Source organism: Bartonella sp. P0282 (assembly GCF_048452985.1).
Lineage (GTDB): Bacteria > Pseudomonadota > Alphaproteobacteria > Rhizobiales > Rhizobiaceae > Bartonella > Bartonella choladocola.
This window is the reverse complement of record NZ_WTFO01000003.1, coordinates 301577-326943: the sequence shown is the minus strand read 5'-3', so window position 1 is coordinate 326943 and position 25367 is coordinate 301577. Positions and strand designations below refer to the sequence as shown.

24 protein-coding genes are annotated in these 25367 nt (G+C 43.3%); 5 read left to right on the top strand and 19 right to left on the bottom strand.

The window, feature by feature from the left end; translation table 11 throughout:
* Nucleotides 1-52: 52 nt before the first annotated feature.
* Entirely contained in the window at nucleotides 53-1558 is a 1506-nt protein-coding gene (locus GQS64_RS10540; protein WP_198231544.1) for a hypothetical protein, read from the bottom strand.
* Between the two features lie 783 nt (nucleotides 1559-2341).
* On the opposite strand from GQS64_RS10540, the gene GQS64_RS10535 reads away from it, so the two are divergent.
* A complete protein-coding gene (locus GQS64_RS10535; protein ID WP_198231543.1) occupies nucleotides 2342-2626 on the top strand; it encodes a hypothetical protein in 285 nt (94 codons plus the stop codon).
* 78 nt (nucleotides 2627-2704) lie between these two features.
* Here GQS64_RS10535 and GQS64_RS10530 read toward each other — a convergent pair whose 3' ends face one another.
* The 5 genes from GQS64_RS10530 to GQS64_RS10510 are packed head-to-tail and all read right to left on the bottom strand — an operon-like array spanning nucleotide 2705 to nucleotide 5881.
* Entirely contained in the window at nucleotides 2705-3322 is a 618-nt protein-coding gene (locus GQS64_RS10530) for a hypothetical protein (protein WP_198231542.1), read from the bottom strand.
* Between the two features lies 1 nt (nucleotide 3323).
* Nucleotides 3324-4376, bottom strand: a complete 1053-nt coding sequence (locus tag GQS64_RS10525; RefSeq protein ID WP_198231541.1) for a hypothetical protein — start codon at nucleotides 4374-4376, stop codon at nucleotides 3324-3326.
* Entirely contained in the window at nucleotides 4377-4544 is a 168-nt protein-coding gene (locus GQS64_RS10520) for a hypothetical protein (RefSeq protein WP_198231540.1), read from the bottom strand.
* Between the two features lie 3 nt (nucleotides 4545-4547).
* Complete coding sequence (locus tag GQS64_RS10515; RefSeq protein ID WP_198231539.1) at nucleotides 4548-5489, bottom strand: phage tail protein; 942 nt, start codon at nucleotides 5487-5489, stop codon at nucleotides 4548-4550.
* The gene (locus GQS64_RS10510; protein ID WP_198231538.1) at nucleotides 5486-5881 is read right to left on the bottom strand and encodes a hypothetical protein; all 396 of its coding nucleotides are present in this window, start codon (nucleotides 5879-5881) and stop codon (nucleotides 5486-5488) included. Before GQS64_RS10510 ends, GQS64_RS10515 begins: the two co-directional genes overlap by 4 nt.
* A gap of 536 nt (nucleotides 5882-6417) precedes the next feature.
* Here GQS64_RS10510 and GQS64_RS10505 point away from each other — a divergent pair.
* Nucleotides 6418-6972: a hypothetical protein gene (locus GQS64_RS10505; RefSeq protein WP_198231537.1), complete on the top strand. Its 555-nt coding sequence runs from the start codon at nucleotides 6418-6420 to the stop codon at nucleotides 6970-6972.
* A gap of 434 nt (nucleotides 6973-7406) precedes the next feature.
* On the top strand, nucleotides 7407-7763 hold the full coding sequence (locus GQS64_RS10500; protein WP_149866676.1) for a hypothetical protein: 357 nt from the start codon (nucleotides 7407-7409) through the stop codon (nucleotides 7761-7763).
* A 191-nt stretch (nucleotides 7764-7954) separates the two neighbouring features.
* On the opposite strand, the gene GQS64_RS10495 is transcribed toward GQS64_RS10500, so the two are convergent.
* The 11 genes from GQS64_RS10495 to GQS64_RS10445 all read right to left on the bottom strand — a co-directional run bounded on the left by GQS64_RS10495 (nucleotide 7955) and on the right by GQS64_RS10445 (nucleotide 20153).
* Complete coding sequence (locus GQS64_RS10495) at nucleotides 7955-9004, bottom strand: tail fiber domain-containing protein (protein WP_198231536.1); 1050 nt, start codon at nucleotides 9002-9004, stop codon at nucleotides 7955-7957.
* On the bottom strand, nucleotides 8991-9434 hold the full coding sequence (locus GQS64_RS10490) for a hypothetical protein (RefSeq protein WP_077993255.1): 444 nt from the start codon (nucleotides 9432-9434) through the stop codon (nucleotides 8991-8993). Before GQS64_RS10490 ends, GQS64_RS10495 begins: the two co-directional genes overlap by 14 nt.
* Complete coding sequence (locus tag GQS64_RS10485) at nucleotides 9431-10897, bottom strand: hypothetical protein (protein ID WP_077993254.1); 1467 nt, start codon at nucleotides 10895-10897, stop codon at nucleotides 9431-9433. Before GQS64_RS10485 ends, GQS64_RS10490 begins: the two co-directional genes overlap by 4 nt.
* The gene (locus GQS64_RS10480; RefSeq protein ID WP_246798550.1) at nucleotides 10898-11593 is read right to left on the bottom strand and encodes a hypothetical protein; all 696 of its coding nucleotides are present in this window, start codon (nucleotides 11591-11593) and stop codon (nucleotides 10898-10900) included.
* 4 nt (nucleotides 11594-11597) lie between these two features.
* Nucleotides 11598-11975 carry a hypothetical protein gene (locus GQS64_RS10475; RefSeq protein ID WP_077993250.1) on the bottom strand — a complete coding sequence of 126 codons (378 nt, stop codon included), beginning with the start codon at nucleotides 11973-11975 and terminating at the stop codon, nucleotides 11598-11600.
* 129 nt (nucleotides 11976-12104) lie between these two features.
* Nucleotides 12105-13223, bottom strand: coding sequence for a N4-gp56 family major capsid protein (locus tag GQS64_RS10470; protein ID WP_075914047.1), 1119 nt, complete (start codon nucleotides 13221-13223; stop codon nucleotides 12105-12107).
* Between the two features lie 311 nt (nucleotides 13224-13534).
* A complete protein-coding gene (locus tag GQS64_RS10465; protein ID WP_077993249.1) occupies nucleotides 13535-14533 on the bottom strand; it encodes a hypothetical protein in 999 nt (332 codons plus the stop codon).
* Nucleotides 14534-14729: 196 nt separating this feature from the next.
* Nucleotides 14730-16823 carry a portal protein gene (locus GQS64_RS10460; protein WP_369805260.1) on the bottom strand — a complete coding sequence of 698 codons (2094 nt, stop codon included), beginning with the start codon at nucleotides 16821-16823 and terminating at the stop codon, nucleotides 14730-14732.
* A gap of 161 nt (nucleotides 16824-16984) precedes the next feature.
* Nucleotides 16985-17281: a hypothetical protein gene (locus GQS64_RS10455; protein WP_149866675.1), complete on the bottom strand. Its 297-nt coding sequence runs from the start codon at nucleotides 17279-17281 to the stop codon at nucleotides 16985-16987.
* Between the two features lie 193 nt (nucleotides 17282-17474).
* On the bottom strand, nucleotides 17475-18800 hold the full coding sequence (locus tag GQS64_RS10450; RefSeq protein WP_077993244.1) for a phage terminase large subunit: 1326 nt from the start codon (nucleotides 18798-18800) through the stop codon (nucleotides 17475-17477).
* A gap of 420 nt (nucleotides 18801-19220) precedes the next feature.
* Nucleotides 19221-20153: a hypothetical protein gene (locus tag GQS64_RS10445; RefSeq protein ID WP_198231534.1), complete on the bottom strand. Its 933-nt coding sequence runs from the start codon at nucleotides 20151-20153 to the stop codon at nucleotides 19221-19223.
* Between the two features lie 700 nt (nucleotides 20154-20853).
* Here GQS64_RS10445 and GQS64_RS10440 point away from each other — a divergent pair.
* Complete coding sequence (locus GQS64_RS10440) at nucleotides 20854-21024, top strand: YegP family protein (protein ID WP_198231533.1); 171 nt, start codon at nucleotides 20854-20856, stop codon at nucleotides 21022-21024.
* A 327-nt stretch (nucleotides 21025-21351) separates the two neighbouring features.
* Here GQS64_RS10440 and GQS64_RS10435 read toward each other — a convergent pair whose 3' ends face one another.
* Complete coding sequence (locus GQS64_RS10435) at nucleotides 21352-22293, bottom strand: AbiJ-NTD4 domain-containing protein (protein ID WP_198231532.1); 942 nt, start codon at nucleotides 22291-22293, stop codon at nucleotides 21352-21354.
* A 379-nt stretch (nucleotides 22294-22672) separates the two neighbouring features.
* On the opposite strand from GQS64_RS10435, the gene GQS64_RS10430 reads away from it, so the two are divergent.
* Nucleotides 22673-24283 carry a hypothetical protein gene (locus tag GQS64_RS10430; RefSeq protein WP_198231531.1) on the top strand — a complete coding sequence of 537 codons (1611 nt, stop codon included), beginning with the start codon at nucleotides 22673-22675 and terminating at the stop codon, nucleotides 24281-24283.
* Between the two features lie 441 nt (nucleotides 24284-24724).
* Here GQS64_RS10430 and GQS64_RS10425 read toward each other — a convergent pair whose 3' ends face one another.
* Nucleotides 24725-25330, bottom strand: a complete 606-nt coding sequence (locus GQS64_RS10425) for a hypothetical protein (RefSeq protein ID WP_246798549.1) — start codon at nucleotides 25328-25330, stop codon at nucleotides 24725-24727.
* Nucleotides 25331-25367: the final 37 nt, after the last annotated feature.

Sequence of the window (25367 nt, the reverse complement as noted above, 5' to 3'; positions counted from 1 at the left end):
TTTTCGCCGTTCAGCTTTCTAAATCCCGCATTTTTTCTGTGGTTTTAAGAGGCTACAGAATAATGCCGACTAAAAATAAAGGAACTGTGATCGAGGCTCCCACGATCCGCATTTTTCTGTTTCCGAACACTTTCCGCTTTTGGCTATAATAGCCGAACGCAGCTAAAATGCATAAAATGCTTAACAGCAAGCTCGGATAGGAATATCGGAAGTCGGAAGAAACACCGACGAACAAGAAGCCAACAAGGTAGATCATGCCGGAAAACGCAACAGCGTTCAATGTCCGGTTAAAGCGGTCGCTGGTGCCAAGCGTTGAAAGATAGAAAAACGACAGAATAAGCAAATAGACATAAGGATGGAACCACAGTTGGTTGCCCAAATCCATATTAATAACAGAGTTCCACAGTCGGGGAGGCTTAACCACGTAAGTGAGAGAAGGGTCAGGATCGCCGTATCCACGACTAAAGCCAACTATTGCGACATAAATTGGTCGATAAACAGGCCGATGTCCCTGATAGTCTATAAAACGGTTAAAGTGAGATATGCGATGTTTTAAATAAGCTACCGGATGCTGTGTGATGGCCGCAATCCAGGCTTTACGGAGCATCTGTCTGGCTGCCTTAAAGCTTTTTTTTCCTGAATCTTTCTCATGAAAAAAATAGTATGCAACTCCGTTACAATCAGGGCCTACCGAATCTGCAACTGTATCCCATTGGAGGGGTGAATAACACTTTTTGAAAAGGCTTACCTGGTCAGGAACGCCAGGAATATCAGGAAGAGTGGATACCCCGTTATATTTTGCTACACCTGCAATATCAAAAAGCATCAACGAAAATTCCGGAGCGTCATCTCTACCTCCCAATAATTTCAAATCTACAAGCGGGGTCGTCACTATAATGCAGATGACAAGGACAAGACATGAGATGTAACGATATATAATCGGAGCTTTCCACCCCATAAAAATTGCGACCAGTAGAGGCACTGCTATAAAGCAACCGTTGGAACGCACATAAAAACAACATGCCAGAATGAACGCTGAAAATACATAAAAGAATACGCTTTTCTTTTTGTCTGAAATTGCACCATCAATCATCAATGCTGCTATCAAAAAGATAAATGCAGCGAGATAAGTATCTTTCAAAACAACAGTTAGGAAAACAAAAACGGGAGGTATAAACAATATTATTATGCATATAAGACCAGTAAAAATACCATTTGAAATATTTTTTGCAATTATGTACAATCCAACGCAAATCATTGTCAAAGATATTAGTGCGTATATACATTTTATACTTGTTATAGAAATAATAATACGCCAAAATTTTACTAAAAGTACAGAATTCCAATTTCCTATATTGTTGTAAAATGCTCCGCTATACATATCGTATGCATCATTGGCAACTGTTCCAGGATAAAAAGCGAAAAACAACCATAAAAATGCACAAAATATACATAAAAATAAATAGTTATCTTTTAGAAAAAGTGGAATTTCTTTTATAAGATAATGTACATTATCATTAAACTTCTTTTCAATATTCTTATAAAATCCGGTTTCCACTGCTTAGCTCTCTTCACATTATCAATATGCCGGTCATCTAGTGCCAAATTAAAAACTGTGCTGTCGATTTGTATGCACCTGCTTGGAGCAGAAGCTCTATATTGTGCAGGTCATCGAGTCAATAGAATGCTTGAATGTAAAAAGAATGCGTTCTTCAGAGCGTTTATTACTCATGAATGTGAAATTAATTTATATTTAAAATTTATTTTTTATATTTTTTTAATTTAATAATTGTATATATGAAAATATTTATAATAAAATATAAATTATTAATATAAAAATTATATAAATAATTATAATATTAATTGTAAAAAATTTTAAAATATAGAAAATTATATTTTAAATTTTATATAAAACACATGAATGGTATTTATATGTTTAAAACTGAAGAACCAGTCGATGCTTACAAAACATAAACGGCCTTATGACGGCAGGTGATCGGCAATGCACCAAGTAAGGCCTCTGACTTGTTTCAAGAGAAGTTATTGAAGAAAATTTTTTCCGACAAAGCCTCAGCAAAATAGATTTTTAACGTTCTTTTCCGGAAGGTTGCGAACTTTGCGATGTACCAATTGATACGTGAAAAGCAAAGATCGGCAACAGAGGTTGTTTTTACCCTAACGGATTTGACATTTAACGCAAACTTTGTGGCACTTTGTTTTTAGACTGTTCATTGAGGGAAAATTTGAAAGTTTCATATTTTGCCTTTTGAAAAATGGTGGCAGCATATGATATTATGAATGCCAGTCCGGTTTCATTCGGGAGGAGTATAAAATGACAAGCTTGGCAGATGAATTTCATAAAGAAATGTTAGCTATTTATGATAAAGCTCGCGATGAAGTGGGGATAAAACTGCCCAGATTTAAACAAATGGTTGAGCATAATGGAGGCGTTTTAGCCGCGAAAAAGTTGATACACTCCAATTCTGTTTCTACCGGCTTTTCCAAACTGTTCGAAAAGGGCCGGCTTGATTTGACAGTTGAATCTCTTGTTGCAAACAATGAAAAATGGCACCCGCTTTTTGACGAGGAAGAAATAAAAAAAGCCAGAGCGATGCTTCGACGGTAAAAACAACCTCATTCATTTACCAAAGGCAATAAAGCCCCGCAAAAGATGCGGGGTTTTTAGTTGGTCTTACGGCAATATTTACTGGATATTGGCAGCCCAATTCCATAAAGTATCGAGCTGCGCATCCGGTATTTTGTTGACTTCGGCCATTTTTTTCAAAAGTGGAAAGTCCCGATTGAAGGTGGTTGCCTTGGAAATATCAATGAATACGCTTTCACGTTCTTCTTCATCGGGAATGTAAAAGGGGCTATTTTTGTCGGCAATACCGCTTGAAAGGTCCTCTTCTCTAACGCCGATGACAAGCGCCGCCTGCCAGAATTGCCGTGCTGATAAGGGTGGAAATAATGCAGGAGGTGCGACGATCTTTCCACTATCCCATAGCTTGCCATAGACACTACCGCCCTGACCGAAAGTTTCACCACAATTTTCATCAATGCCGATAATATCAAATCCGGCGATTTGCGACTGTTCGGGGTCGTCCGTCATGGAAATAATATGTTTGTTATCGTCAACAGCGATATAGAATTTATGCGGATATTGCTTGAAGAGGTCGTGCCATTCAATGCCATCTTTATCTTTCAAGACGTTAATTTTTACGGATTTTGCTTGGTGTATAATGTTGCCTTTATCGTCTTTAATGTCTTCAGCAAGACTGATTTCTTCTTGCGTTATTGTAAGTTTGCCAAAATTTCTCATTTTACCACCCTCCGAGAGCAAACCATCCACGGTTTGCAATGTAAACTTGCGGTTGGCTATAGCTGATAACTTCCCATTGGGAATTTATTTTCCATAAGCCTGTCATAACGTAACCGGATGGGACGGGATTATTGAAAGCTGACTTTCCGCCTTCACCAGGGGTAAAGGCAAATTCTCCATAACCGGCAAAACGGGCATCAGTGACGCACTTGTTTTGAGCAGCAAGAGAGAGATCCGATGCATACTTACATGCACGATCTTCAATATGATTGTAAAGGCTTCCGCGAGTCCAACATTCACCACGAATATTTCCGTCAGGCTGCCAATAGGTTTTATCTTGAATGTTTATGCTGTCGGCAAAACGCGTTGTTCCATTATCATAAAATTCGGCCACATCCCCGAATTTGTTGAGATATATATTCATTGAGTTACCAGTAAAGACGAAATCGGAATAGCACTCTCCGTCTCCCGAAAAATCAAAATGAATCCCTACGTCGTAACTTCCGGTCCCTTTGGTATTAAACCAACCATTCGTTTGAATGCTTTTTGTACAATTTAAAGAACCGTTAATGGTCAGGTTGCCATTTAAGCTTCCGCCAGATCGCGAAAGAAAGGCATTATCCAGATTTGCTATTTTTTTGCGTTCGTCGGCAGACATGATTTTAGCATTGGCAGCTTCTTTCATATTGCCCATATCGAACGTATCCGCCTTCTTATGCGACGGGTCATAGATTGCGATTGTCATGTCGCCACCGCCGGAAAGGGTCTGCCAGCCGTTACCGGATAGAAACGTCGTGCTTGAAGGTATTCCATTGGTTTCGATTTCGGCTAAGTTGACTTTATTTTTTCTGGCCAAAGTGCCGAGATTTTCGGCTTGAATTGCGCTATCGGCTTTTTTGCCCTGTTCGGCGGTTGCAAATTCGCTTGTATCGGCTGTTGCCGCAGTTCCCAGAACCGAAGGTGTTACAACTTTTTCGTTGGAAGCGCGTGCGACCATATCCTGTTTTGTTGCAGTGGGAATTTCAAAATTATGTGTATGATAAGGTACTGCCATTTAACCCCCCATTTTGTCCAGACGTTTTTCAATTTCCTCCAATCTCGTTTCGAGAGGCTTTGTGAGCGAGGAAAGTGGTACATGAGCTGTGTGATTATTGGCGTAAATTAAAATCCGGATTTTTTCCGGTTCTTTCACGCCGGATATTGCAAAAGGTTGTTCATCCATTGTTCAGGCCTTGATGATGTATTGGATAGCGACATTGACAGGTCGTGCTTCATTGCCGCCGTCAGCATTGATGGCGAGACTGTGGCTGTGTCTGCCCGACATTGCGGTGTAATCGGTTGTTTCTGCAAACCAGCTCCAGCCATTTTTGCCGTCCGGTCCTTCACCTTTGTGCACCCAACGGGTATAACCATGGTTGTGTTCGCCAGCCTCGCCGACAGAGCCTGAATGGCTGTGCGATTTGTTCTGGCTATCCTGAAAAGAGGCAAAGGCACGGTTGGTGTCGATATTCTTACCGGCATCTGTTCCGCGTAGAAAAACACCGCGCAAATCCGGAACGGCAAAGGTTGTTTGCCCGTCGCCTTTTCCCCACCATTCGCCAATCGCTGAAAAGAGTGCCGAATATTGTGATCTCGATAACAGGCGCCCGTCACAGGGTATCCAACCGGCGGGTGCGGTCGGCGCACCGAACATTGAAATAATACCTGCCGGCGTTGATTGTTGAGGTGTCGGTGAAGACAAAAACCAGCCGCCGCTTCCATTGTTCAGTAAACTGCAAAAGACAATTTCATAGAGAGCGCCGGTCTGAATATCCCCACTTTCCAAGGGTTTTACCCCCTGATAGGTTGCCTTGAAAACCGGCTTATAATCAATATTGTTGAGGCTTATCATCGGTTGCTCGATATTCACACCGAGTGCGCGAAACCGCAATGTTATGCCGTTGATATAAGCGGTTACCGGTGTTTTCGACTGAATGGCAATGCGTGAAGAGGACCCTTCGACAGTAACATCGCCGCCAATATCGCACATATATTCGCGCACACGCTGCATCATCGAACGGGCGGAATTGTTGACCGTGCTTGGCGGCTGCCCCTCTGTCCAGTTGATAATATTGTCGGCATTGGCATTGCTTGCCGCCGAAAGTGACCAATCATAAATCGAACTCATAACATTCCTCCATTATTGGTTTTCGACTGCATGTTTGATAAAAGGCGCAAAAGTGCCTGCGATTGCTCGGTTGACGGGCCACGCACCGGTTTTAGTTGCATCGAGCTTGTCTGCGGTGCGTCAACATTGCCGAGTGCAATCAATGCATTGGCAAGTGAACCGGCGCCTTTTTCAAGGCCTTTTTGCGTTTGCCCGTCTTCCAGTAATCCGTAAGCGGTGGTGGGTGCGGAAGGATTATCTCTATTGTTATCGCCCGCTTCACGGGAAGGGGCGGATAGGCCGGTTTTAAAGTTTTGCCCACCAAATCCCAAGGGGCCAATCGAGCCGAGCACAGGCGCATTGTTAGTGGACGGGCGGTTAGCCCAAAAATTAAAAAAAGAATGTGAATTCATGAGGTAGCCTCCATTCGGGTGGAATTTTTCATTCGCGCTTCCGGTTTTTCCGGAGCGTTCTGGCAACGTCTATTGACCGGTTTTGAGTGATAAATTTAAAGGTCGAGAAGGCTAGGCTGGCGGGATGTGAAACCATTTGCCGCCTTTTCACTAAAACGCGAAAAATTGTTAAAAATAGAAGCGCGTTCAACGCTATTTTAAATTCCGTTATTTGTCTGATAGAGCTTGCGAGATTTACATAAGGTTTGGCACGGCTCCAGAATGCCACCGGTTGTTTTTCCAAGAAAATTTGTAAATCGGCGTTTAGGAAATCCTATTCTATCTTCAAAAAAGACAAGCCCAAAAACACTATGAAACTGTTTTAAAAACGAGCAGCGGTAATCTTCATTTTTTGGGGGCAGCAGAACAAGAACAAGCCGCTCTCATTTGTGTGGGGGGCTTTCCAAAAGAACCATAAAGCATGTTTTACTGGCTATTGAAAGCGAGTAAAAGCCGTTATAAGAAATCGAATATTCCGAAATTAAAGAGCCGAACCAGTGGAATTTATATTTGACCTTATCTTTGACTTTTTAGTTTTTCTTATATTATTGGTTATAATAATATTTTGTGCATATCTTCTGTCTTTGCCATTCAAATCGGCATTTGAAAAAAATAATTTAAAGCCTGCCAATTATTCAATAGTTGTTTTCTGGTTTTGTTTGGCGACATCTTTGTTTGTAGCTTATGATGTATTTGATGACCCTTTAATCGCGAACATTCTTGATTTTAGCCAAAACCCGAATCCTGACTTCACACCTTTTTATAAATCGGACAAACTCGTAGATCACGAACACACTTTGTCTGGCTCATCCGGTTATCAAATTTATTTATATCTTGTTCCCCCTGAAAAACCGATGGATGCAAAGGATTACGTTGAAAAAACATTGGCAGAAAGGAAGGATTTTCTTGATTATAAAGGTCGCTCTCTTGCCTGCAATTTATCCGGCAATTTTAAAGAGCTGGGCTATATTTTGATTATTTATTCTTTTAATGACGAGGAAGCCACATTTTTATACGATCGAAAAGCATGTGAAAAACAAAGCAGCCATTGATCTTCATCCATTGCATAGCAGGGTTCCATTTCACGTAAACATTGTTCTTGAAACATCTCCTGTTATGTTTTGAACAAAACACACATTAAAAAAGCGAACTTAGGGTTGTTCTAAACGAGCCGTTTTCTCTCTTCTTATAAGACGATAAAAATAAGGTACGCGTTGGACACAATGGCGAAAGCGTTGCACCTTCTATTGAAAGCCGTCGATGGCACGTGTAAGTAACGACATATTTTAAACTTGCCGGACTTGATCCCGTGGAATTCATCGACGAACTCTTTGAATATTTGGCTATTATATTGGGTATTCTCGTTATCGAGAAAATTCTTTTCTTCATTTTCAGCAGAATTTTAAAGAAAACGGAATTGATGTCCAATCATCTATTTCTAATGGTCATTTGTATTATATGTATTTCGATACCGGCATATCTATATATGTGTATCGCTGACGGACGCACAAATAGATATAAGAAAAACAGATCTCAATATTTTTCTATAAACTTCAAGCCTTTTTACCAATCCGACAGGCTGGTTAAATATGCCGATGTCGAGGCAAATGAGCGGGGTTATGATGTCTACTTGATACTTGTAGATCCGCGTGAACCAATATCGGCAAAGGATTATGTCGTACAAACTTGGGAAACGAGGCTTGATTTTCTCAATAGTCAAGTTCGTTCGGTCGGCTGTGATATTATTTCGGCAAATGACACGGTCGATCAATTGAACATTATCTATACTTATAAGGGTGAAAAGGCGAATTTTATTTATGATAGTAAAATGTGCCTAAAATGAATCCGGAGACAACGGGTTGTTCCTGTTGTTTTTGAGATTTCCTTCAATTTTATTTTTAACGTTATATTGAAGGTTACTTCAATTATCTTCCTTATATCTGCAATGCTTTTAAATATCACCAAATCAGTTTTACTGATGGGGATGAAACAGGACGATAGCGAAGATCCGGCGGATAACACAACGCCAATTCTTCATTGAAGCCTTTCCATAGGAAATCCGAGCTTGTTGTAATTGACCATTAACAATCCGCTTTCGGGGTGGATCACAACTTTATCGGGGTCGGTTTTAAGGATTTCTTGCGCAATAACACCGCGATAGCGTTCAGCCCTTCCGATATAATTGAAATCATAGACATTGTAGCCGTTGCGTTTGCCCGCATAGCGGATATTTTCTTTTGTGCGTTGGTCCGAGAGACCAAAAAGCGATGACAGCGCACCCAAACCGTTTCCTATTGTGGTGAGCGCACCATTCTGTTGTTTTGTTGTTTGCGTTCCGCTTGACGTTCCGTAATTTCCGGCCGCACCTTGAGCCGCACTTAAAAGCATGGCAAGACGGTTCCAGCCACGATTATCTTCTTCATTCCATTGGTCACGCGCTGCATCAAGTTTTTGCTGGTTGTTCTGGTCAAGGATTGTGCCGCCTTTCAAAGCATTAAGAAGATTATTGCCTTGCCCTTGAAAATAATTGCTTGCGGCCGAAAGCTGGTTATTGTTTGCCCTGTCGATAAGTTCATTGGCATTGAGCATATTTCCAACATCCTGATTATACTGGTTGGAAAGTGCCGTTGTTGCAGCCTGTCCCAATTGTCGAGACAGAACACCGCTATGGGCGCCCGAACCATAACGGCCAGCACCGCTCATTTGACTGTTGATGGTGGTGGCGGTGTTATCAAGTGTGTTTTGTAAAGCCTGATTATAGGCTGTGTTTCCCCCCACCATTTTTCCTGAAGCCATATCGGCAAGGTTCTGGCCACTCGCATTTTTGCCGCCTGCAAGACCTTGCAAATAGCTGTTGCCATAATTGGCGGTGGCGTTTCCAAGCCCGCTAATGGCATTTTTTGTTGTGTCACTTAAATCGGCCACCCGCGAGCCTTGATAAACATTGCCACCCTGACCGGAATTATAAAGGTCCATGGCATCCTTGGCCGAGCGCTTGAAGAGCGGTGCCGCCCATTCCGGCGGGGCTGATGTCTCGGTCTTCGTTTGTGTGGTTTTTGCACCTTTTCCGCTACTTCCGCCCATTGTTCAATTCCTTTCGATATTTGACCACGCTTGGCCTATAGCCATGTGCGCGCATGATTTTTGACCAGCCGATGCGACCGATGGGGCAAATTTCGGATGCGCCGATGGTTTTTGCCCATTCTTCTATCGGTTCGATCATATCGGCTATTTTCTCGCCGCCGTGACCGGCAAGTTCGAGGAGTTCGACACGTTTTTTTCCGCTCGCCAGAATTTCGATATGCGAGGTGACGAAGGCTACAAAGTTTTCTTTCTCGTCAACAATGATCCATAATTGTCGCTCGCCACTTGCAATTTCTTCTGCCATTGTTTGAAATGATATGTCGTCGGGAAAACGACGGGCGATTTTCTTCATCGCCTCTGTGAGATCGCCGCTATAGCGTTTCATCCGTTCATAAGGCCAGTTTTCGGTGAGATAGATTTTATAGCTCATCTTTTTCCGGCTCTTGTAAAATCGACATTGAAGCCTGCAATATGCGACCATTTTTCCCCTGCCGGAACACGCAGGCGAAATTTGTGAAAACGCGCCCGTGAGCGTCCATGGTAACGGCCGGTATTATAAGAGGCGGTTTTCTCTGCCGACCATTTTACCGGTTCTTGCGGGTTTCTCCGCATTCTTGCACCAATTGCAAGCAAGGCTTCATTCGTGTCTATTTGTGCAATGACATTTTCCAGCCGGTTTATATCACCATTGGGGGCAGCAATTTCCTGCGAGGAAACAATTGCCTCCATTGCTTCCCCCGAAAAGGAGCCCAAACGGTAATCAACTGAAAAAGCGCCGAGAATGGGCGCACCGCCTTGCCAGATTTTGCTATCCAGCGAAAATGGCAAATTTTCCAGAATAGTTGAAATATTATCAAGCCCGTCCAGCGTGTAACCGCTTGTATAAATCGGCATGATGCTGCTTGCCGCAATGTTGATAACTGTCCATTTTTGCAGGCCCCAGTCATAAACCATCAATTCGTTCATCACGCCCGAACCGTTATAATCCATCGCCCAATAGACACGGTTATAGAAGGGGTCGATTGCGCAGAACATTTCGGCAAGATTATTGGCATTCATGCGGGTAAAGACCGAGCGATCGATTTTTTCAAAACCGATAGGTATCACCGCGCCATCGCTTGTAATCTGGAAAAATCCGCCTTCATCGGCATAAAAGGAAAATTCACCGCGACTGCTGATCGAATTGGATGATTTTGCACCGCGTTTGTCATGAATTTTTTGGAATGAAAATATGATGTCGGAACCCGGAATGAATGTGCCGCGATAAATCGCCGATTGCAAAAAAATAATCGGGTTGGTCGCTTCACTGGAGCCTTGAACACTTCCGCCATCCGGAAAATCCTGATAGTCGCAAGACTTTTCTCCAACCGTCCAGAATTCCGCATCATTAAGGCCCGACCAGTAAACGCGGTTGGGATTATCCGGCAATTGCATGAGACAAACAAAATCGCCCCACACTTTGACAGCTCCCGCCCGTGGCGGATTTCCGCCAAGATTGCGGAATTTTGCCGAACGGTTCAGCTCGAAAACCTGTGGCGGGTCGTTTTTGTTGACGGCGATAATATAATTGCCGAAAGAAGCAAAAGACCAGCGTGCCTCATCGGAAGCGGAATAGATTTTTCCCGTTTGAGTGATGTCGCGCCAGGAAAGATCGGTATTGTCGAGGACAAAAAGTTTTTTTGCAGTTCCGGCAAAAACCGAGGTTGTTCCGTCAAGTGACCGTGCAGCATAGGCTCCATAAGGTTTTTCCGGAAACGGTTTGGAGAATGCTTTGAAGCCGGGCATTGGAATATAACTGCCGTCGGCCGGCAAAACATTCAATATATCATCGCTATAGTCGCTATTGATGTCGGCAATGTCGGGGCGATATTCAGCTATGGTTAAAAATGTCATTTAAAACACCGTTGCTTTGATTTTGCCGCTACCATTGCGCCGCGAAGTTTCCGCTTTAAGCGCAGAAAGCTGCTCGTTAAAATCGGCAAACGCTGTTCGAGCGCTATCGGCATCTTTCAAAATATCTTTATAAAGCTCGTATTTTGCCCGCGCTTTGACAAGGTCGAACGCATCGAGAAACCAGGGGCTTTCCTCGTCGGCTTTCAAAACTTCTTCAAGCCGGTAAGGCTCAATCATCAGGCGTATTTTGTAAACCTTGTCAGGGCAGGGAAAGAACCGCAGTTTTTTTGAAAAATAACAATAGGCATAAGGTTCGCCATGGGCTGAACCCGCGCTTTCAAGTTCTTGCGGGGAATTGAGATGAAGCCTTTTTGCATTTCCATCCGATTTTTCAAGAAAAACAAAGCGGATACCGGCCGCACTTGCAATCGCCTTTTCGGTTGTTGCGCCATACCATTCCTGATTTTTAGTCGTCAAAAAGGTAATATCGCGCGTTTCATTGAAATAAAGCGGTTCCCGTGCTGAAAAGCGGATGGCCGAATAGATTGCTTCCTGAATTTGGCTGATATATTCATTTGTCGTGTCGTCAATTTCATCCTGAATAATGGCAATCATATCCGAAAAGTTTTTGTTTTTCGGCTGGAGAGAAGTGGGAAGACTTGTAATCGGCCCTGTCGTGGTAATGATAATGGCCATAATATTAAACCTTTGTTTTCCGGTTTTTCTTGGGGGGCAGGTCAGGTGTTCTCCGCCGCTTCTTTCCGCTTGCGGTCTTCAAATCGGCGGCTGTTGATTGCGTTGTTGTTGCTTGCGCCGGTATGGAAGGCGCGGCTTTCGGTTTTCCGGCTTTTTCCGCACTGTTTCGAGATGTGCTTCCGGTTTCCGCTTGCGGTTTTTTCACTCTCGCTTTTTTTGCCGGTTTTCGGGAAAGGGGCGCGGCTCTTATATCTCGCACATTTATATCTTGCACATTTGTATCTCGCACCTTCCCGCTTTCTGCGACAGGTTCATTGAAATCCATCAATATCCAGTCGGTATCATCGCTTGAAGGCATGTCTTTAGAATAAGCATGGGTCATTTTTTGTTTCTGACAAAATCACCGGTTTTTTAAAAAACACGGAAAGGGGAAAATCGCGCTTTAAACAGCTCGTCGAACAAAAAGAAAAAGGAGCACTTGCCCCTTTTTCTGTTGTTTCAAATGGCGTTCTTAAAGCGGCTCGGCATAGGTTGAAATGACGATGGTTGCGAAATCCTGTTCGCCGATCGTGCTGTCTTTCAGTTTGAAGTTTGTTTTCTTCATACCGATCAGGGTTTTTGCCGCAACACCGAGTTCGCGTTCATAGTCGAAAAATTCTTCAACCAGTTTATAGCGCGTTGGTCCGCGGTCCTTGCCGAAAGCAACGATGGAAGCCTGTGCACCCAAAAGCACCGCACGGCGGGTGTTTGAAACAGGCGTGGTCGGGTCGGCAGAATTGACACCTTCGGTAATATGTTCGGCTTCACGCAGAACCACCCCGTTATACATGCCGAGCGAGCCGTCAAAAATCGGGTTTTTGGCGCGCGAACCCTGATAGGCCGCTTTTTGTATATCAAGCCATTGGCCGGTTGCCGTGTTGGTGCGCAATGCCGTCACTTGTGTCGGGTGCAGGTAAAGCACATAAACACTATCACCCTCGACACGCACAGGGCGCAAACGCGGATTGGCCAATTTCGCCCGCTCCACCGCTTTATCAACCAGAGAAAGATTGAACACATCTTTTTCATCAAGGCTTTCGTCAGTGGTTTTGCCATTCGGGCGAATAATGCGCTTGTCGGTCGGGGCTGTCGGCTGGTTAAAACCGTAATGCACCGGCGACAATGAAATGGTGCGCCCTTCAAAGTTCATTTGTGTGGCGGTATAGCCGCAAACATGGGTAAAAAACATAAGCGACAAACGGTCGGCATACCAGTCGGTCAAACCGTCCTTGGCTTCGCTGCGCAAATCGAAAAGCACGCGCTGCTGGTCGATTGTGCCCTCGTTTTTCACCCTCACAGCATGGGCAAGTTCATTGATGATAACAGCATCATTCAAGGTTGAAAGGGCTTCTTCATTGCCCTCCAGTTTAACCCCTTCCGAAACGCCTTCGCCCGTCAACTGGGTGCGCAAGCCGAAACGGACAGTATCACCCGCGCCTTTCTGGGTTTCGTCTTTAAGCTGGATAATGCTGTTGGTGTCGGTTCCGATCAAAGGCGCAATCTCGGTAGCTTTCGATACTTCGACGGCAAGTTTCTTCGACCAGGCACGAACAGCCAGAGGGTCGTTCACCCCGATGGATGTAATAGCCATTATGGCCTCCTAAAATTCAATTGATTTTCAAGCATTTTGTCGCTTTAACGCGAGCGAACCAACGAAACCGGAAAACCTCCGGTGGGTGAAAATGATAACGTCCATTTCAAACGAAAATCCGCAAAAGAAAAAGTTGAAAGTTTTAAAACAAACCCGCACAAGCTTGCCTCAAGGCTTTGAAAGCCTGAAGTTTTGCAAGCCCCATCTTTTTGCGGGCGGTGTTTTTTAAAGCACAAGCTTTTGAAGCTTCGTGTCTCAAATCAGGCTTTAAAAAACAGGCTCCCTATAAAAAACTTATTTTGCTAAAAGCCTTATTCCCCCTTCATCAGAATGTTGAAGGCTCTTTCATTTCTCGGATTGGAAATCCACTCGGCAAATTGCCGGTCGCTCATGGCATCTATGGCTTCAAGACTCACCGGGTCGGCAATAGCGCGCCCGTTTGATGCGGTGAGCGTGCGTGCGGCGTTTTTTTTGGCACGCATTGCGGCAATGTCACCCTCCGCCATAGATCCTGTTGCGGATTTCGCCTTGAAGCCGATATTTCTTGCATAATTATAAATTGTTTGCGCGGGATTTGTGCCGCTTTCCAAAGCACCTTTGACAATGGCTGCAAGCTCGTTGCCAATCTGCGCATTGATCGCATCGGCATTTTTAAAAGCAGGATAGGCATCGGCGAGCGCCTTCAACTGGTTCACCCGTGCTTCATAAAGAAAATCGGCCGCCTCGTCGAAATCCGGCAGTTCGGCTTTGAGTGCGGTTACAGAAGTGGCAAAATAATCCTTCACCACTTCCTGTTCTCTCGCGGTTTCAATAAATTGCCGCTCTTCGGCTTCTCTCTTTTGTCTTTCGGCTTCCTCGTTTTGCAATTTAGTGCCAATCCATTTGACATAGCCGACAAAATCTTTTTCCGGGTCAGGCGCTTCTGGTTGCGGCTGTTTTAACGGTGAGAAGCTCTCGCTTCCGGCATGATTTTCTGTGAATTCACGTGCAATTTTGAAACGTTCTTCAATGCGGGCAAGTTTGGCTTTTGCCTCCGCCGCCTCGGCTTGCGCTTTTTTGCGTTCTTCCCTTTCGGCGTGAAGTGCACCATGGGGAACCATATGATTTCGCGCTTTTGCGGTTCTTTCGTCTTCTTCTTCCGCTACCGGTTTTTCTTGTTTTTCTTCCTGACTTTCGGAAGGTTCGGTCATAGTATTACTGTCGGAAAAATTTTCCGGTAAAGCGGTCTCATCATCAAATCCGTTATTGTCGGTATTTTGGTGGCCAAGAACATCCTGTTCTTCCGGTGAAAATTCGGGTGCAATATCCATAAATTTATCCTTTAAACATGCCCTTTAAAAAACGGGCAGCAGAGCATCAAAACGCCGATGCTTGAGGCGAAGCCGGTTCATCCGGCAAGAAAGACAAAAGTTGCGATTGCGGGAGTTGAAAATCAGCGACAATCTGAAATGCCGCTTTGCCAAATTTAAAAAATCCATTCCGTCCAAGCTTTGTGAGTAGCCTGTTTCAGGAATTGGCTCGCCCCGTTTGCGATTGTTCAATTTTCAATTGTTCAATGAGTGCGCGGTTTTTGGCTGTTTCGGTCTCAAGCCGTGTTTTCTGATTTTTTAAAAAAAGATCGGCTGCTTTGGCATTAAGGTCGAGTTCACGGGCTTTTGCTTTCATATCAAGCTCGTTTGCCAGAGCTTGCAACTTCAATTGCTCCGCCTGTTGTCGCGTATACTGTTCCGGCACGGCATTTCTTTCCATTGCCGCTTCTTGGCTCGTCATCTGTTCTCTGGCCATCTGTTCTCTGGCCATTTCCTGTTCTGCTTTTTGTTGAGCCGCTTCTTGTGCCTTGGCTGTCCATTTTTCAACAAGCGAGGCGGGAAGCGGCGAATAGCGCAGAATTTCCAGTCCGATTTCCGGTGTGAGATAATCTTTCAACATCGGCAACATCTGTTGAATAATCGCAAATGTCCGTTCTTTTTCATTGGGGCTTGTCGGTGCATCATCAACAATAATGTCATATTGGCGATTGGCGACCGCTTCATGTGTCAAAGGCACATATTTCTTGTTGTCATCCCCCACAATGCGGATAAGCCTTCCATCGGAAAGATAGTTCTGTATGAGATAAAGCATAATTTGCCCCTGTCTTTTCCGATAACGGCGCAGCGCATCAAAAAGCGAGGCCAGCAAATTCAAAGAAGATTGCCGGCGCTGGCTTTCCAGAACACCGGGCTGGTTTACTTCTCGCGTGCCGATGAATTCGGAAGATAAGCCCGTTACATCGGAAATTGCTTCTTTGGCTTCATTGAAAAGCTGGAAAAAACCAACAGGAAATTGTGCCACTGGTTTGGGTTGAATGCGGGCATTTTGTCCGGCTAGCGCATTCTGTTTTGTCCAGGTAATGGCATCGGCGCGCGCCCAGCTTTCTTCTGCCTGCCTGTCATCATCAAAAGCACCGCGTTCGGCAAGAATGCCGCCCTTTGATTGGCTGTTTAAAAGATACATCACCTGGCTGAAAAATTTATTCGCCCAGCGCTGCGGGTCTTTTGTGGGGCGCACAATGCCATAATAATGCTTTTTCATCTTGTCGAAATAGCCGGTAATGCATTCCCAACCAAGTTGTCCGTTCGGCACCATCGGTTGATCGGGTTCGGCAAGCAAAACCTCGCCCAGAAAAGCCCTTTTCACAATCTTTCTTGTAAGCCTTACCGATTGTATTTCCGGCGAAATTTTCTTTTTCTCTTCATAGTCGCGAAGCGAATAATCCTGTGTTTCACCCGTCAGCGGGTCAAAAACCTTGTAAAAAGCCTCGCGCTCGAACCAACGGCATTCGACAAGCGTCACCAGAGAGCTGGAAGCGGAAGAAAGCCCCAAGCCTTGCCTCTCCGAAACACCCGTCCGGTCTTCACCATAAAATGTGTCGGAATTTACATGGGAAAGAGGTGTGTCACTGTCAAAAACACCATTTTTTGCCCAACGCGCATCAAGCAATGACGGGTCAATATCGGGAAACATGCGGCGCGCTTCGGCAAGCGGCTTTTCGTCAATATACCAGAGGCGCTCCGCATCCACCAGATTGGCTTTCACCGCCGAGGCATCCCACACCATTTTTAACGGGTCAAGGCGGCAAACAACCGGTTTACCCGTTTCATCATCGTCAAAGTCAAGGCGTGTATCTGTCCACCCCATGCCACAAATGACGGTATCGGTAAAAGCTTCCGAATCCTCATATTCCGCTTCCGCCTGATCGCGAAACCATTCCGCCGCACCCGTCAATATTTCATTGGCTCTCGCATCTCCGATTTCACGCGGTATGAATTGCACTTCGCGTTTATTGTTGCGCTCCGAGCCGATAACGGCATTGACAAGCGGCGCAATGCGGTTGAACGTCATGACAGGGCGTTTTTGCTCGAAAAGCGCCGCCTTGTCTTGGGCTTCCCACTGTTCGCCATTATAAAAGGCATAATCTTCGCGGGCATTTTTGCGCCATTCGGCAACATGCGCCATATCCTGCCGGAAAAGCTTCAGCAATGACTGGAAAAGAATATCTCTTTTTGCACTGTCAAACTGCGTGGAAGAACCATGTTCTAAAGTCTCGTTTTCTAGCATCATCATCAGCCCGTAAAATTATTGGTTAAAATTGGTCGCGCGCCGCCCGCACAACTTGAAAGTTCAATTCTGAAAAAGCCGAAAAGCCCGAAAAAAACAAAAGCAAAACGCGCAAGCGGGCAGGCGGGCAAGCACAAGGCAACCGTCATAAAGAAACAAGAAGGTCAGGTCCCATAAAGCAAAGGCCATTGCCGGAAAAACAAAAGCTGACAAGTTGCGCATCCGGTTCTATTGTCCCGAATAGTGCACCTTGTGGAAAGCCTGTAAACACAGCGAATATCACTCATGCCGCGAACGCTGCCAATATTACGCGTCCCGCAAACATCGAAAATATTCCGAACATTTCCCGTGCCGCAAACAATGCAAACATCGCGCACATTACGAACGCTGCCAAGTTCAAGCCTGCCGCGCATAAAGCTTGTTGCAGCTTTGCCACCGGTTGTTCTTGCTCTTTTGCCCATTTTGGAAGCTCTTGTCCAAGAAAGTCTCCGGTTTCGCATATTGTGCCGCACCCTTGGCAGCTTCTTTTATTTTTGAAACATCGCTTTCAAGCTTTGAAAGAAAAGCAAAACGCAATTGCTATCCGCTATAATTTGGACAAGCGCGGTTCTTTCACTTGAATATTGGTTCAACAGTCGACAATTTTGCTTTTTGTTATCCCGCCATCCATGACGTATTGAAATCATGTCTAAGAGAATTGCGCTGCCGGTTTTTAGAAATTTTTGGTGCTTCATAGGCTATACACATCAGGCCGAAAGCATCAGCCCCGTGGCTTGCCCAGTCATGTTCCGGCCCCAGTCCTATATCGCGTTTGTCATCACGCTTTTCGTGATACCAACCCAAAGCATCGCGTCCTGCTTCTGTGGTTTTTTCATTAAACCAGATAGAGGGGAAAAGCCGTCTTGCCGCTTCAATGCGGGCGCGTGCTGCTCCTTTTCCCTGATTGGGAATAATGTCCACCTCGAAACCGGCTTGTTGAAGCGCACTTTCAAAACTCACATCCCGCACGCGATCTTTGGTTGCGCCATCATGCGGCAATGTAATTCTTGCCTGTTCGTAACCTTTTTCGCGCAACCAGTTGATATGGGCACTCAAAGGCTGCCCTTGGGCTTCATAATAATCAAGAACGCGGATTTCTTTTCCGATAAATTGCGCAATCCAGATAGCGGTTGCATCGGCTCTGGCACCTGTTCCCCCAATGTCGAAAAAAGCCTGAAATGTCATTAACGGGTCGGCCGGAACGTTGGAAATGCGCCCTTCTTCTTTGGCAATTGCAAGACCGGTTGCAAAATAGGCTCCCTCCATCTGGGCAAGAAATCCACCCTCCCATATATGGTCATAACTTTCCGGCCGGTTCTTCAAATCATCAAGGCGGGCGCGGTTTAACAGATCGGGAAATCTCGGATTATCACGCCAATTCAGTTGAACAGATTTGATACGCACATTTTTACTGTCGCGAAAACGCTTTTCAACGGCTGCCTCTTTTCTGAGCGGGTTCCATGTTACCCAGAGTTCGGTGTTCCAACCGTCACCTTCTTCGCGCAAAGTCGGTATCAATGTGTTCCATGCGTGGGAGGTCACAGGTTCGGCTTCATCCACCCAACAGAGAAGCAGCCGCCCCTTCGATTTGATACTGGCAATATTCCGGTCAAGACCGGAAAAGGCATAAGTAATACGCCCGTCTTTCGAGCGTATATAGGTTTCACCAATGGTATAATAATTTTGTAAAAACGGATAATCGGCAATAGCCCTTTTGATTTCTTCAAGTGAGCTGTCGGCCAGTGAATTCTGGAACTGGCGGGCACAAAGAATAATGCCGCGAATTCCTCTTTTTCCCAAACAATAGCCCACCACTGCGCTCATTGTGGCAAAGGAACGGGTTTTTCCGGAACCGCGCCCGCCATAGGCCGCCCTGACATCGGCAGGCCCATCGAAAAGGGTGATGAGCTTTTCCGGCAATTCTATTTTTTCTGTTGTCATGAAACACCACAAAACCACAGGGCAAAACGACCGGACAAAAATTTGGCGCGTTCCAAACCAAATCCGGAAGCCTAAAAAAGCTTAAAAAGCTGTTATGAAAGCCGTCCTCATCACCTTGACGGATATGCAAAGAAAACGCTTGTTTTAAACAAGCATCGCCACTTTTCAAAACCACGCCTTCCGGAAATAAAAGATCCCATCACGATAAGGCCAATATAAGAGAAACAGCACGTCAAGCTTTTAAAAAAGCCCACCATTTCAAAAAGCCACCATTTCAAAACGGGCACGACGTTTTTTTGAAAAAACGTTTACGACATGAAAAACAGTAAAACTCTCTCTTCATTGCGCGTCGAAAACAAATTCACTGAACAATTTAAAAACCGGTTCACTTTTTTAAAAGCCTTTTTAACCGGAAGTTCTTCAATCGTCTTTTTTAAGGATTTCCGAAAGTTCCTGATTTATCCAAAGTTCCTGATTTCCGCTCATGCGCTTTTTAGAAGTCATGCGCTTTTTTCCGGCTGGTTCATTTGCCATTGTCAAATCTTTCGGTGACGGAGATAAAGCAACCAGTTCGATTTTTGTCACGGTTTTTAATTCTTGTCCCTCTGAATTAAGTTCGGCAGGCAATACTTTGCCGAGCAGTGTCAAAAAGGACGAAGCATTTTTTAAAGCCTGTGCTTCAAGATAGGAAACAAGCCCGTCTTCTCCCAATTGGTTACCGGCTTTTATTGCAGCTTTTAAAATAGCCCCTTTCAAAATTCCGGAAGCTTTGTTGTCTCCCACAGCTTCCCGCTTTTTTTGCGCGGCCTTCTTTGTTAAACTTTTTTCAGTCGGTTTTGTTTTCAAAACTGCATTACTCTCTAGCGGCAATTTTCCCTTGGCATCATCCTCATCCTGCACGGTTTTTGTTTCAACTGCTCCGCTTGAACGAACGGCCATCCCCTCATTGCCAAGCACTTGCTGCAAAACTTCCTTTTCACGCTTCACTCTCGAACGTGCTGCCTTTTCCTTGAGATCAGTCACTTTTTGTAACGCCTGCTTTCCAAACCCTGCGGATAGAGTTACTGCCTTTTCCTTGGATTCAAGCACATTTTCCAGCGTTTCTTTTTTGAACTCTACGCTTGAACGAACGGCCATCCCCTCATTGCCAAGCACTTGCCGCCCAACTTCCTTTTCAAGTCTCACATTTGAAAGTGCAGCGTTTTCTAAACATCCATCACTATCCTGCACAATTTCTTTTTCAATTTTTTCCGTTAAAGGCACGGCTCTTTTTTGTTGGCGCACTTTTTTAACGACGGTTTTTTTCACGGATTTTGCTGTTTCAGGGGGTGTTAGCTTTTTGGTTCCGACCACGTCCCTTTTCCTTTTCAAGGATAAAAATTTTTACTGTTAAATGCGCTACACGCTTGAGAATATTTGCCACACATTTTTGCGGCTCAAAATATTCCATCCGGATTTTTTAAAAACATTCAACAAACGCCTGAACAGCCAATAGCAATATTCATGAATAAAATTCTGTATTTCAAAATAATAGTTTTTAAACGGAAAACAAATTCGACAATAATCGAATAATTAAAATATCATAAAAATCATAAAACGTTTTTTATATTTATAAACGTCAACTAAACAATAGTTACAATTCTTGTTGTGCCGTATGTGTCAGTTAATATTTAGTGACGCATTTTTGCAAGAAAAAAATTATCGGAAATTTTAAAAATTTATTTTCTAAAAATCAGGCGGTCGGAAGACGCGTGAATTTTTATTGGTCGCTCCTTTCCAAAACCAATCGACACATGTTTTTCAATTGCCAAATAGATCATTTCCATTTTGAAAAATGCAGATGCCTTTTAACTTAAAAAAAGAATTTTGAATAAAGATAGGGAAGTTCTCTTTTAGTGTAAAAGAGTTTCACTCATAAAAAATAAAACTCAAAAATAAACATAATATATCTAATATTTATCTTGAAATGATGAAATAAAAACTCCAATTTCCTTAAAACGTTTGGCGTAACGTTTCTGAATTATCAATAATCCATTAAAAACAGGAAAAAATCATGAAATTTGAAATTTATAAAGATAAAAACGGCGAATGGCGTTGGCATTTGAAAGCGGCTAACCACGAAAAGATCGCAACAAGCGGCGAAGGCTATAAAAACAAGGCTGATGCTCTTCATGCAATTGATCTGGTGAAATCCTCATCTCACGCACCGGTTGTGGAAATTTGAAGACTGAATATTCGCCTGCCATTTCGCAGGCACATTTATCAAATTCCCTAACCGGTTAGTTTTAAGTTTAAAAGCTGGCGGCATCGCGCTACGCCAGCTTTTTAATTAACTATCGTTCTGGTGTTTCTTGGAATTTCTCCCGTCAACTGAAAAGCAAAACACCTTTCCTGCATTTTCTATCACTCTTGAAAATGAAGTAACATTGCCGGAATTTTTCCGGTATGGCGACATAGAGTTACTCTCTTACGTCTGGGCGCTTCTATGTTATTGCAAAGTGTTTTGAAGTTATGAGCGCCCGAAGGTTTATCTCAATCAATTTGAAAAAATTTACTTATCGTCTTTCAGCATTGTTCTGGAAAGCAAGTAAGAAACAAAGGATGAGCAAGCCCCCAACATGAAAAGCGCATCGGCCTCGTCAACTGCTGCAGTCGACTTGTCCAACAGCGAATGTCGAATTCCGTTTTCATCAGAGGTAAAACCATAAAGTTCGCTCAACGCTTTTTTAAATGCGGGATGCAGAGGATAGTTCTTTTCAATTTCCTTTAGTGCCGAACCGAGAGTTACTTTTTTCCCCCCGACAATTTTGCGGCAGACAGATTCCACCGCGCTGATGCTTTCCCGAACGCTATCAGCCCACTTCTGATGATTTATCTGTTCTCCGGCTTTGAGTAAATGGCTATGGGCACCAAGCTGGCCTTTATCCTTGGTCTCATCAAGTGCAGCAACATAGGTCTTGCCTTCAAATTCACTACCGATAGGTTGGATCTTGCCGTTGTAAATTGTGTAGGATAAATGGTGCTTTTCAAAAAGTTCTTTTAAAACATCCCCAAATATTCGATTATTAGCATTATAATTATGTGCGTATAAGTTTAATTGTTTTTGGCTGTTAATAAGTTTTTCAAGTAAATCAAATAGCCTAAAAAATTTACAATTATCAAGAAAATTGAATAAAAAATTTACAACAAAATCTTTTTCTAACAAAATTATATCATAATAAATCTTATTTCTAATAATATATTTATGAAATTTGTGAACTTTTTTTAAAAATTGTTCATAATTTCCTCCGAAAAAATTAATAAAAATATCTCTAAAAAAATCTACACTTTTATAATCTATATATCTTTCATCATATTGTAGAATAACTTCGTTCAGAAGAGCTTTTATCTCTTCTCTGAATGCAGTTGGTATTTCTCCCAGAGCAAGCTGTTGAACAGCAGGCACATAGCCATAGCGCTGGGAAAACGGAAGGTCGTCAGTAGAATCGCTCATAATTAAAAGGTCATACGTTCTTTTGAATAGTGAAAATATAATGTCTTTGGAATGTTCAAATACTAACCGATTCTGTGGTTCAAAAATAGCTTTGCCTTTTATCACTTCACGAAATTGAACGCTTTTTTCTTGCGCTTAAACGACATTCTAAACGGAAACGACAATTCCGGCTTTGACCATGAAAAATTCGCGGTACGAGATAATGCTGTAAATCATTTTCATTTATTCTTTTTCTCATTTTTGCGGAAGCTTGCAACAATAGACAAGAAAAACATCACACAAATAGCAGTTGCAAAAAGGGGAAAACCACATCCTAACATTGCTTTTATCTGAATTCTTGGCATAAATCGCTAGGGTGAGGGAAGGGGAAAAGCGAAGAATGCCTTCAAATACCAATACCGATAAACAGAACGATAATCTTGAACAAGCAAGTGAAGCAGATAAAAAATTCATTGCGTTTAAAAAGCGCATGTTCTGGCTTGGTGTTTTCTTTTTAATTGTAGCAATAGCTTTGTCTCTTCCGAATTATTTTTTTCTCGGAACAGCTAACAACATTCTTGGGGCGGCCATTTTCTTATTCGTCGTTTTGGCGGACATATTGATCTTGCTTCCCGCAATCATCACGAAAGAAACAAACTGGTTTGCGCTTCTCGGCTCGACTATTTTATGTATTGTTTTCCTCTGTCTATCGGTTTTTTATCCCTTTCATGACTTTCAATATAAATTGAAAGTTATTTCCTTGGTTACCATCGTCGCAACGCTTTTATTTGTGGCGTTGAATAGCTGGATTAATGCAGCCTTTTTCCCGTTGAAAAACGCCAATATTCGCCAAAGTGTCGATTTTGCCAGCAACCGTTTTGCCGTTGACGTTTTGAACGTTACTTTAATTCTTGGCACATTATTCGGGACAATTGCTTTCCTCTATTTTTATCCGGGTCAAGACAATTCAACCTTTTTCGGTGGCATTGACATAAAAAATGTAGCCCTCGCCACCGCCGGTCTTGTTACCTTTTTCTGGGCGGCCAAAGCGACAAAGAACAAATCAATCGAGCTTGAAGAAAAGAAGCAGGATGGCAAACGTCATGACAATGAAATCGCCATGGCAAAGCGGCGTGATACCGCCCAGCTTATCGCAGAAGCATCAAAACTTTTAAGCAGTGAAAGCGATGCGCAAAAATATGCAGGCCTTTCCTTCTTGAATGCAGCCGCAAGTGATCCTGAAGGGCCTCTCAGAAAAGAAGCATTCGATTTAATAGCAGATTTCATAACCAGTGCTACTGACGTCACAACGGCGAATAAAGCCAGACTACGCGCAATGGTCTACGCCGATGATCTGGTCGAAAATAATCCGCTTCATTTTTATATTAGCGAATTTATAATAATATCACGTAAAGATCATGTTCAGAAAGATGATAATGTAAAATATTTGAATGAATTTGAATTTAAAAATTTATATGTTACATATGTCGGTTTGTCTTTTAGTTACAACTTTATTCAAAGATTCATAAAATCAAAAGTTATTTGTCAATTTGGGTTTTTAGACTGTATGTTCTATGGAATAAATGTGGAACATACACTTCCAATAATTACGAAGATTGCAGCTTTCAATTGTAAATTCTCTAATTGCAAAATTGCTTTTATATATTCATCTCCTTATATACCGATTACAAACGGGATTACTAAAAAAACAAAAGTCGAGCGTATTATACCTGAAAGCTATCTTCCGGATAATAGTTTTAAGTACAATACTTTCTATGAATGCGACTTTAGCAATTGCACGAGTTGGATAAATGCATGTGTTCCTGTAAAAAAAGTAAAGAAACATGACGTATTAGACAAGTGCTTTTATTATTCGAATTGCGAGCCAAAAAGTTTCAATAAAGACGATCATGGAAAATTGTTAATTAGAATAGATTCAGAACAACAATTTAGAAAAATATTTGGAGATATGCCTTTTATGCAATATTCTCCACCAAAGGATAAAAAGTAAGTGCAAAGGGTCGCGTACGCATAAAGATAATTGAATTTCCGGTAAAGTTTAAACCGGCGCCATCTCAATCAACCCAAGGCGGGCGGTTAGCTTGCCTGCTTTTGCTTATCCCCGTCATTGCACAGTGATAAATTGTGCAAGGTGTAAAAGAAAAGGCAGGGGAGTGCCTGCCTTTTAGAAATAGAGTTGCAAGTCGGGATAAAAAGGCGGGTTGGACTTCCGCTTTACGAAGGTGACCTCTTTTATAAATTGCAAGCCAAACGTGCTCTTTCAGCCTATAGTCCTTGCTACAAATAATCTTCTCTAAAAATGGTCTTTCTGCCGATGTAACAGAATTAAAATCAAATATTAAATTCCTTATTGCAAGTTAAATTTCCTGCGGATCAAGAAAATCCCTTTGCAAAATAGAATTCCCGTTGCGCCATCAAGGTCATTAAAAATTTAATGACCTTTATTGGCAAGAAAAAAATGCCGGTTTAGCGCATTGAGTACAAGCCTTGTTGCGCCGACAAGGTGCGGCAATTCGAGATCTTCCAGCACGATATATTGCAAGGCGGCATAAAGGTTATCAATTCTGTTATCGAATTGTGCTTCCTGAATGGCTTCTCTCGCGGCAAGATATTGCTTTTTTGCGCGCTTGCAAAACGCTTCATAAAGTTCGGGATTGGGCGTGCTGTTAAAATCGTCGTAATAGGCGGCAGGCGAAAGCAGTGCCTTTTTATAATTGTTATCCACCTCGATAAATTTCAGCGCTGCATTGTACTGGTCTTCGCTAATGCCGCCGCATTCAGGACCTGCCAAAAAAAGCCTACCGATATAGGTGGAAGCGCGCGGGTCTTTTGCCTGTCTTTCCGAAAGGCCGGTGTGCTTTGCACGCATCAAAATGGCAAGACGGTCAATCGCCTCGCGCGGTTTTTTTGCGCGGCTGCGCCTGCCATTCGGTTCGCGCGCAATACCTTCGATACGTGGCCTTCCGCGCCCGCGCTTGAGCCGGAGTTTGCCCGCCTTTGAACGGGCTTTCAATCTGATAATTTCAATTTCCTGCATGGTTAAAGCCTTTCATGATTGCTTTTTATCGGGTTGT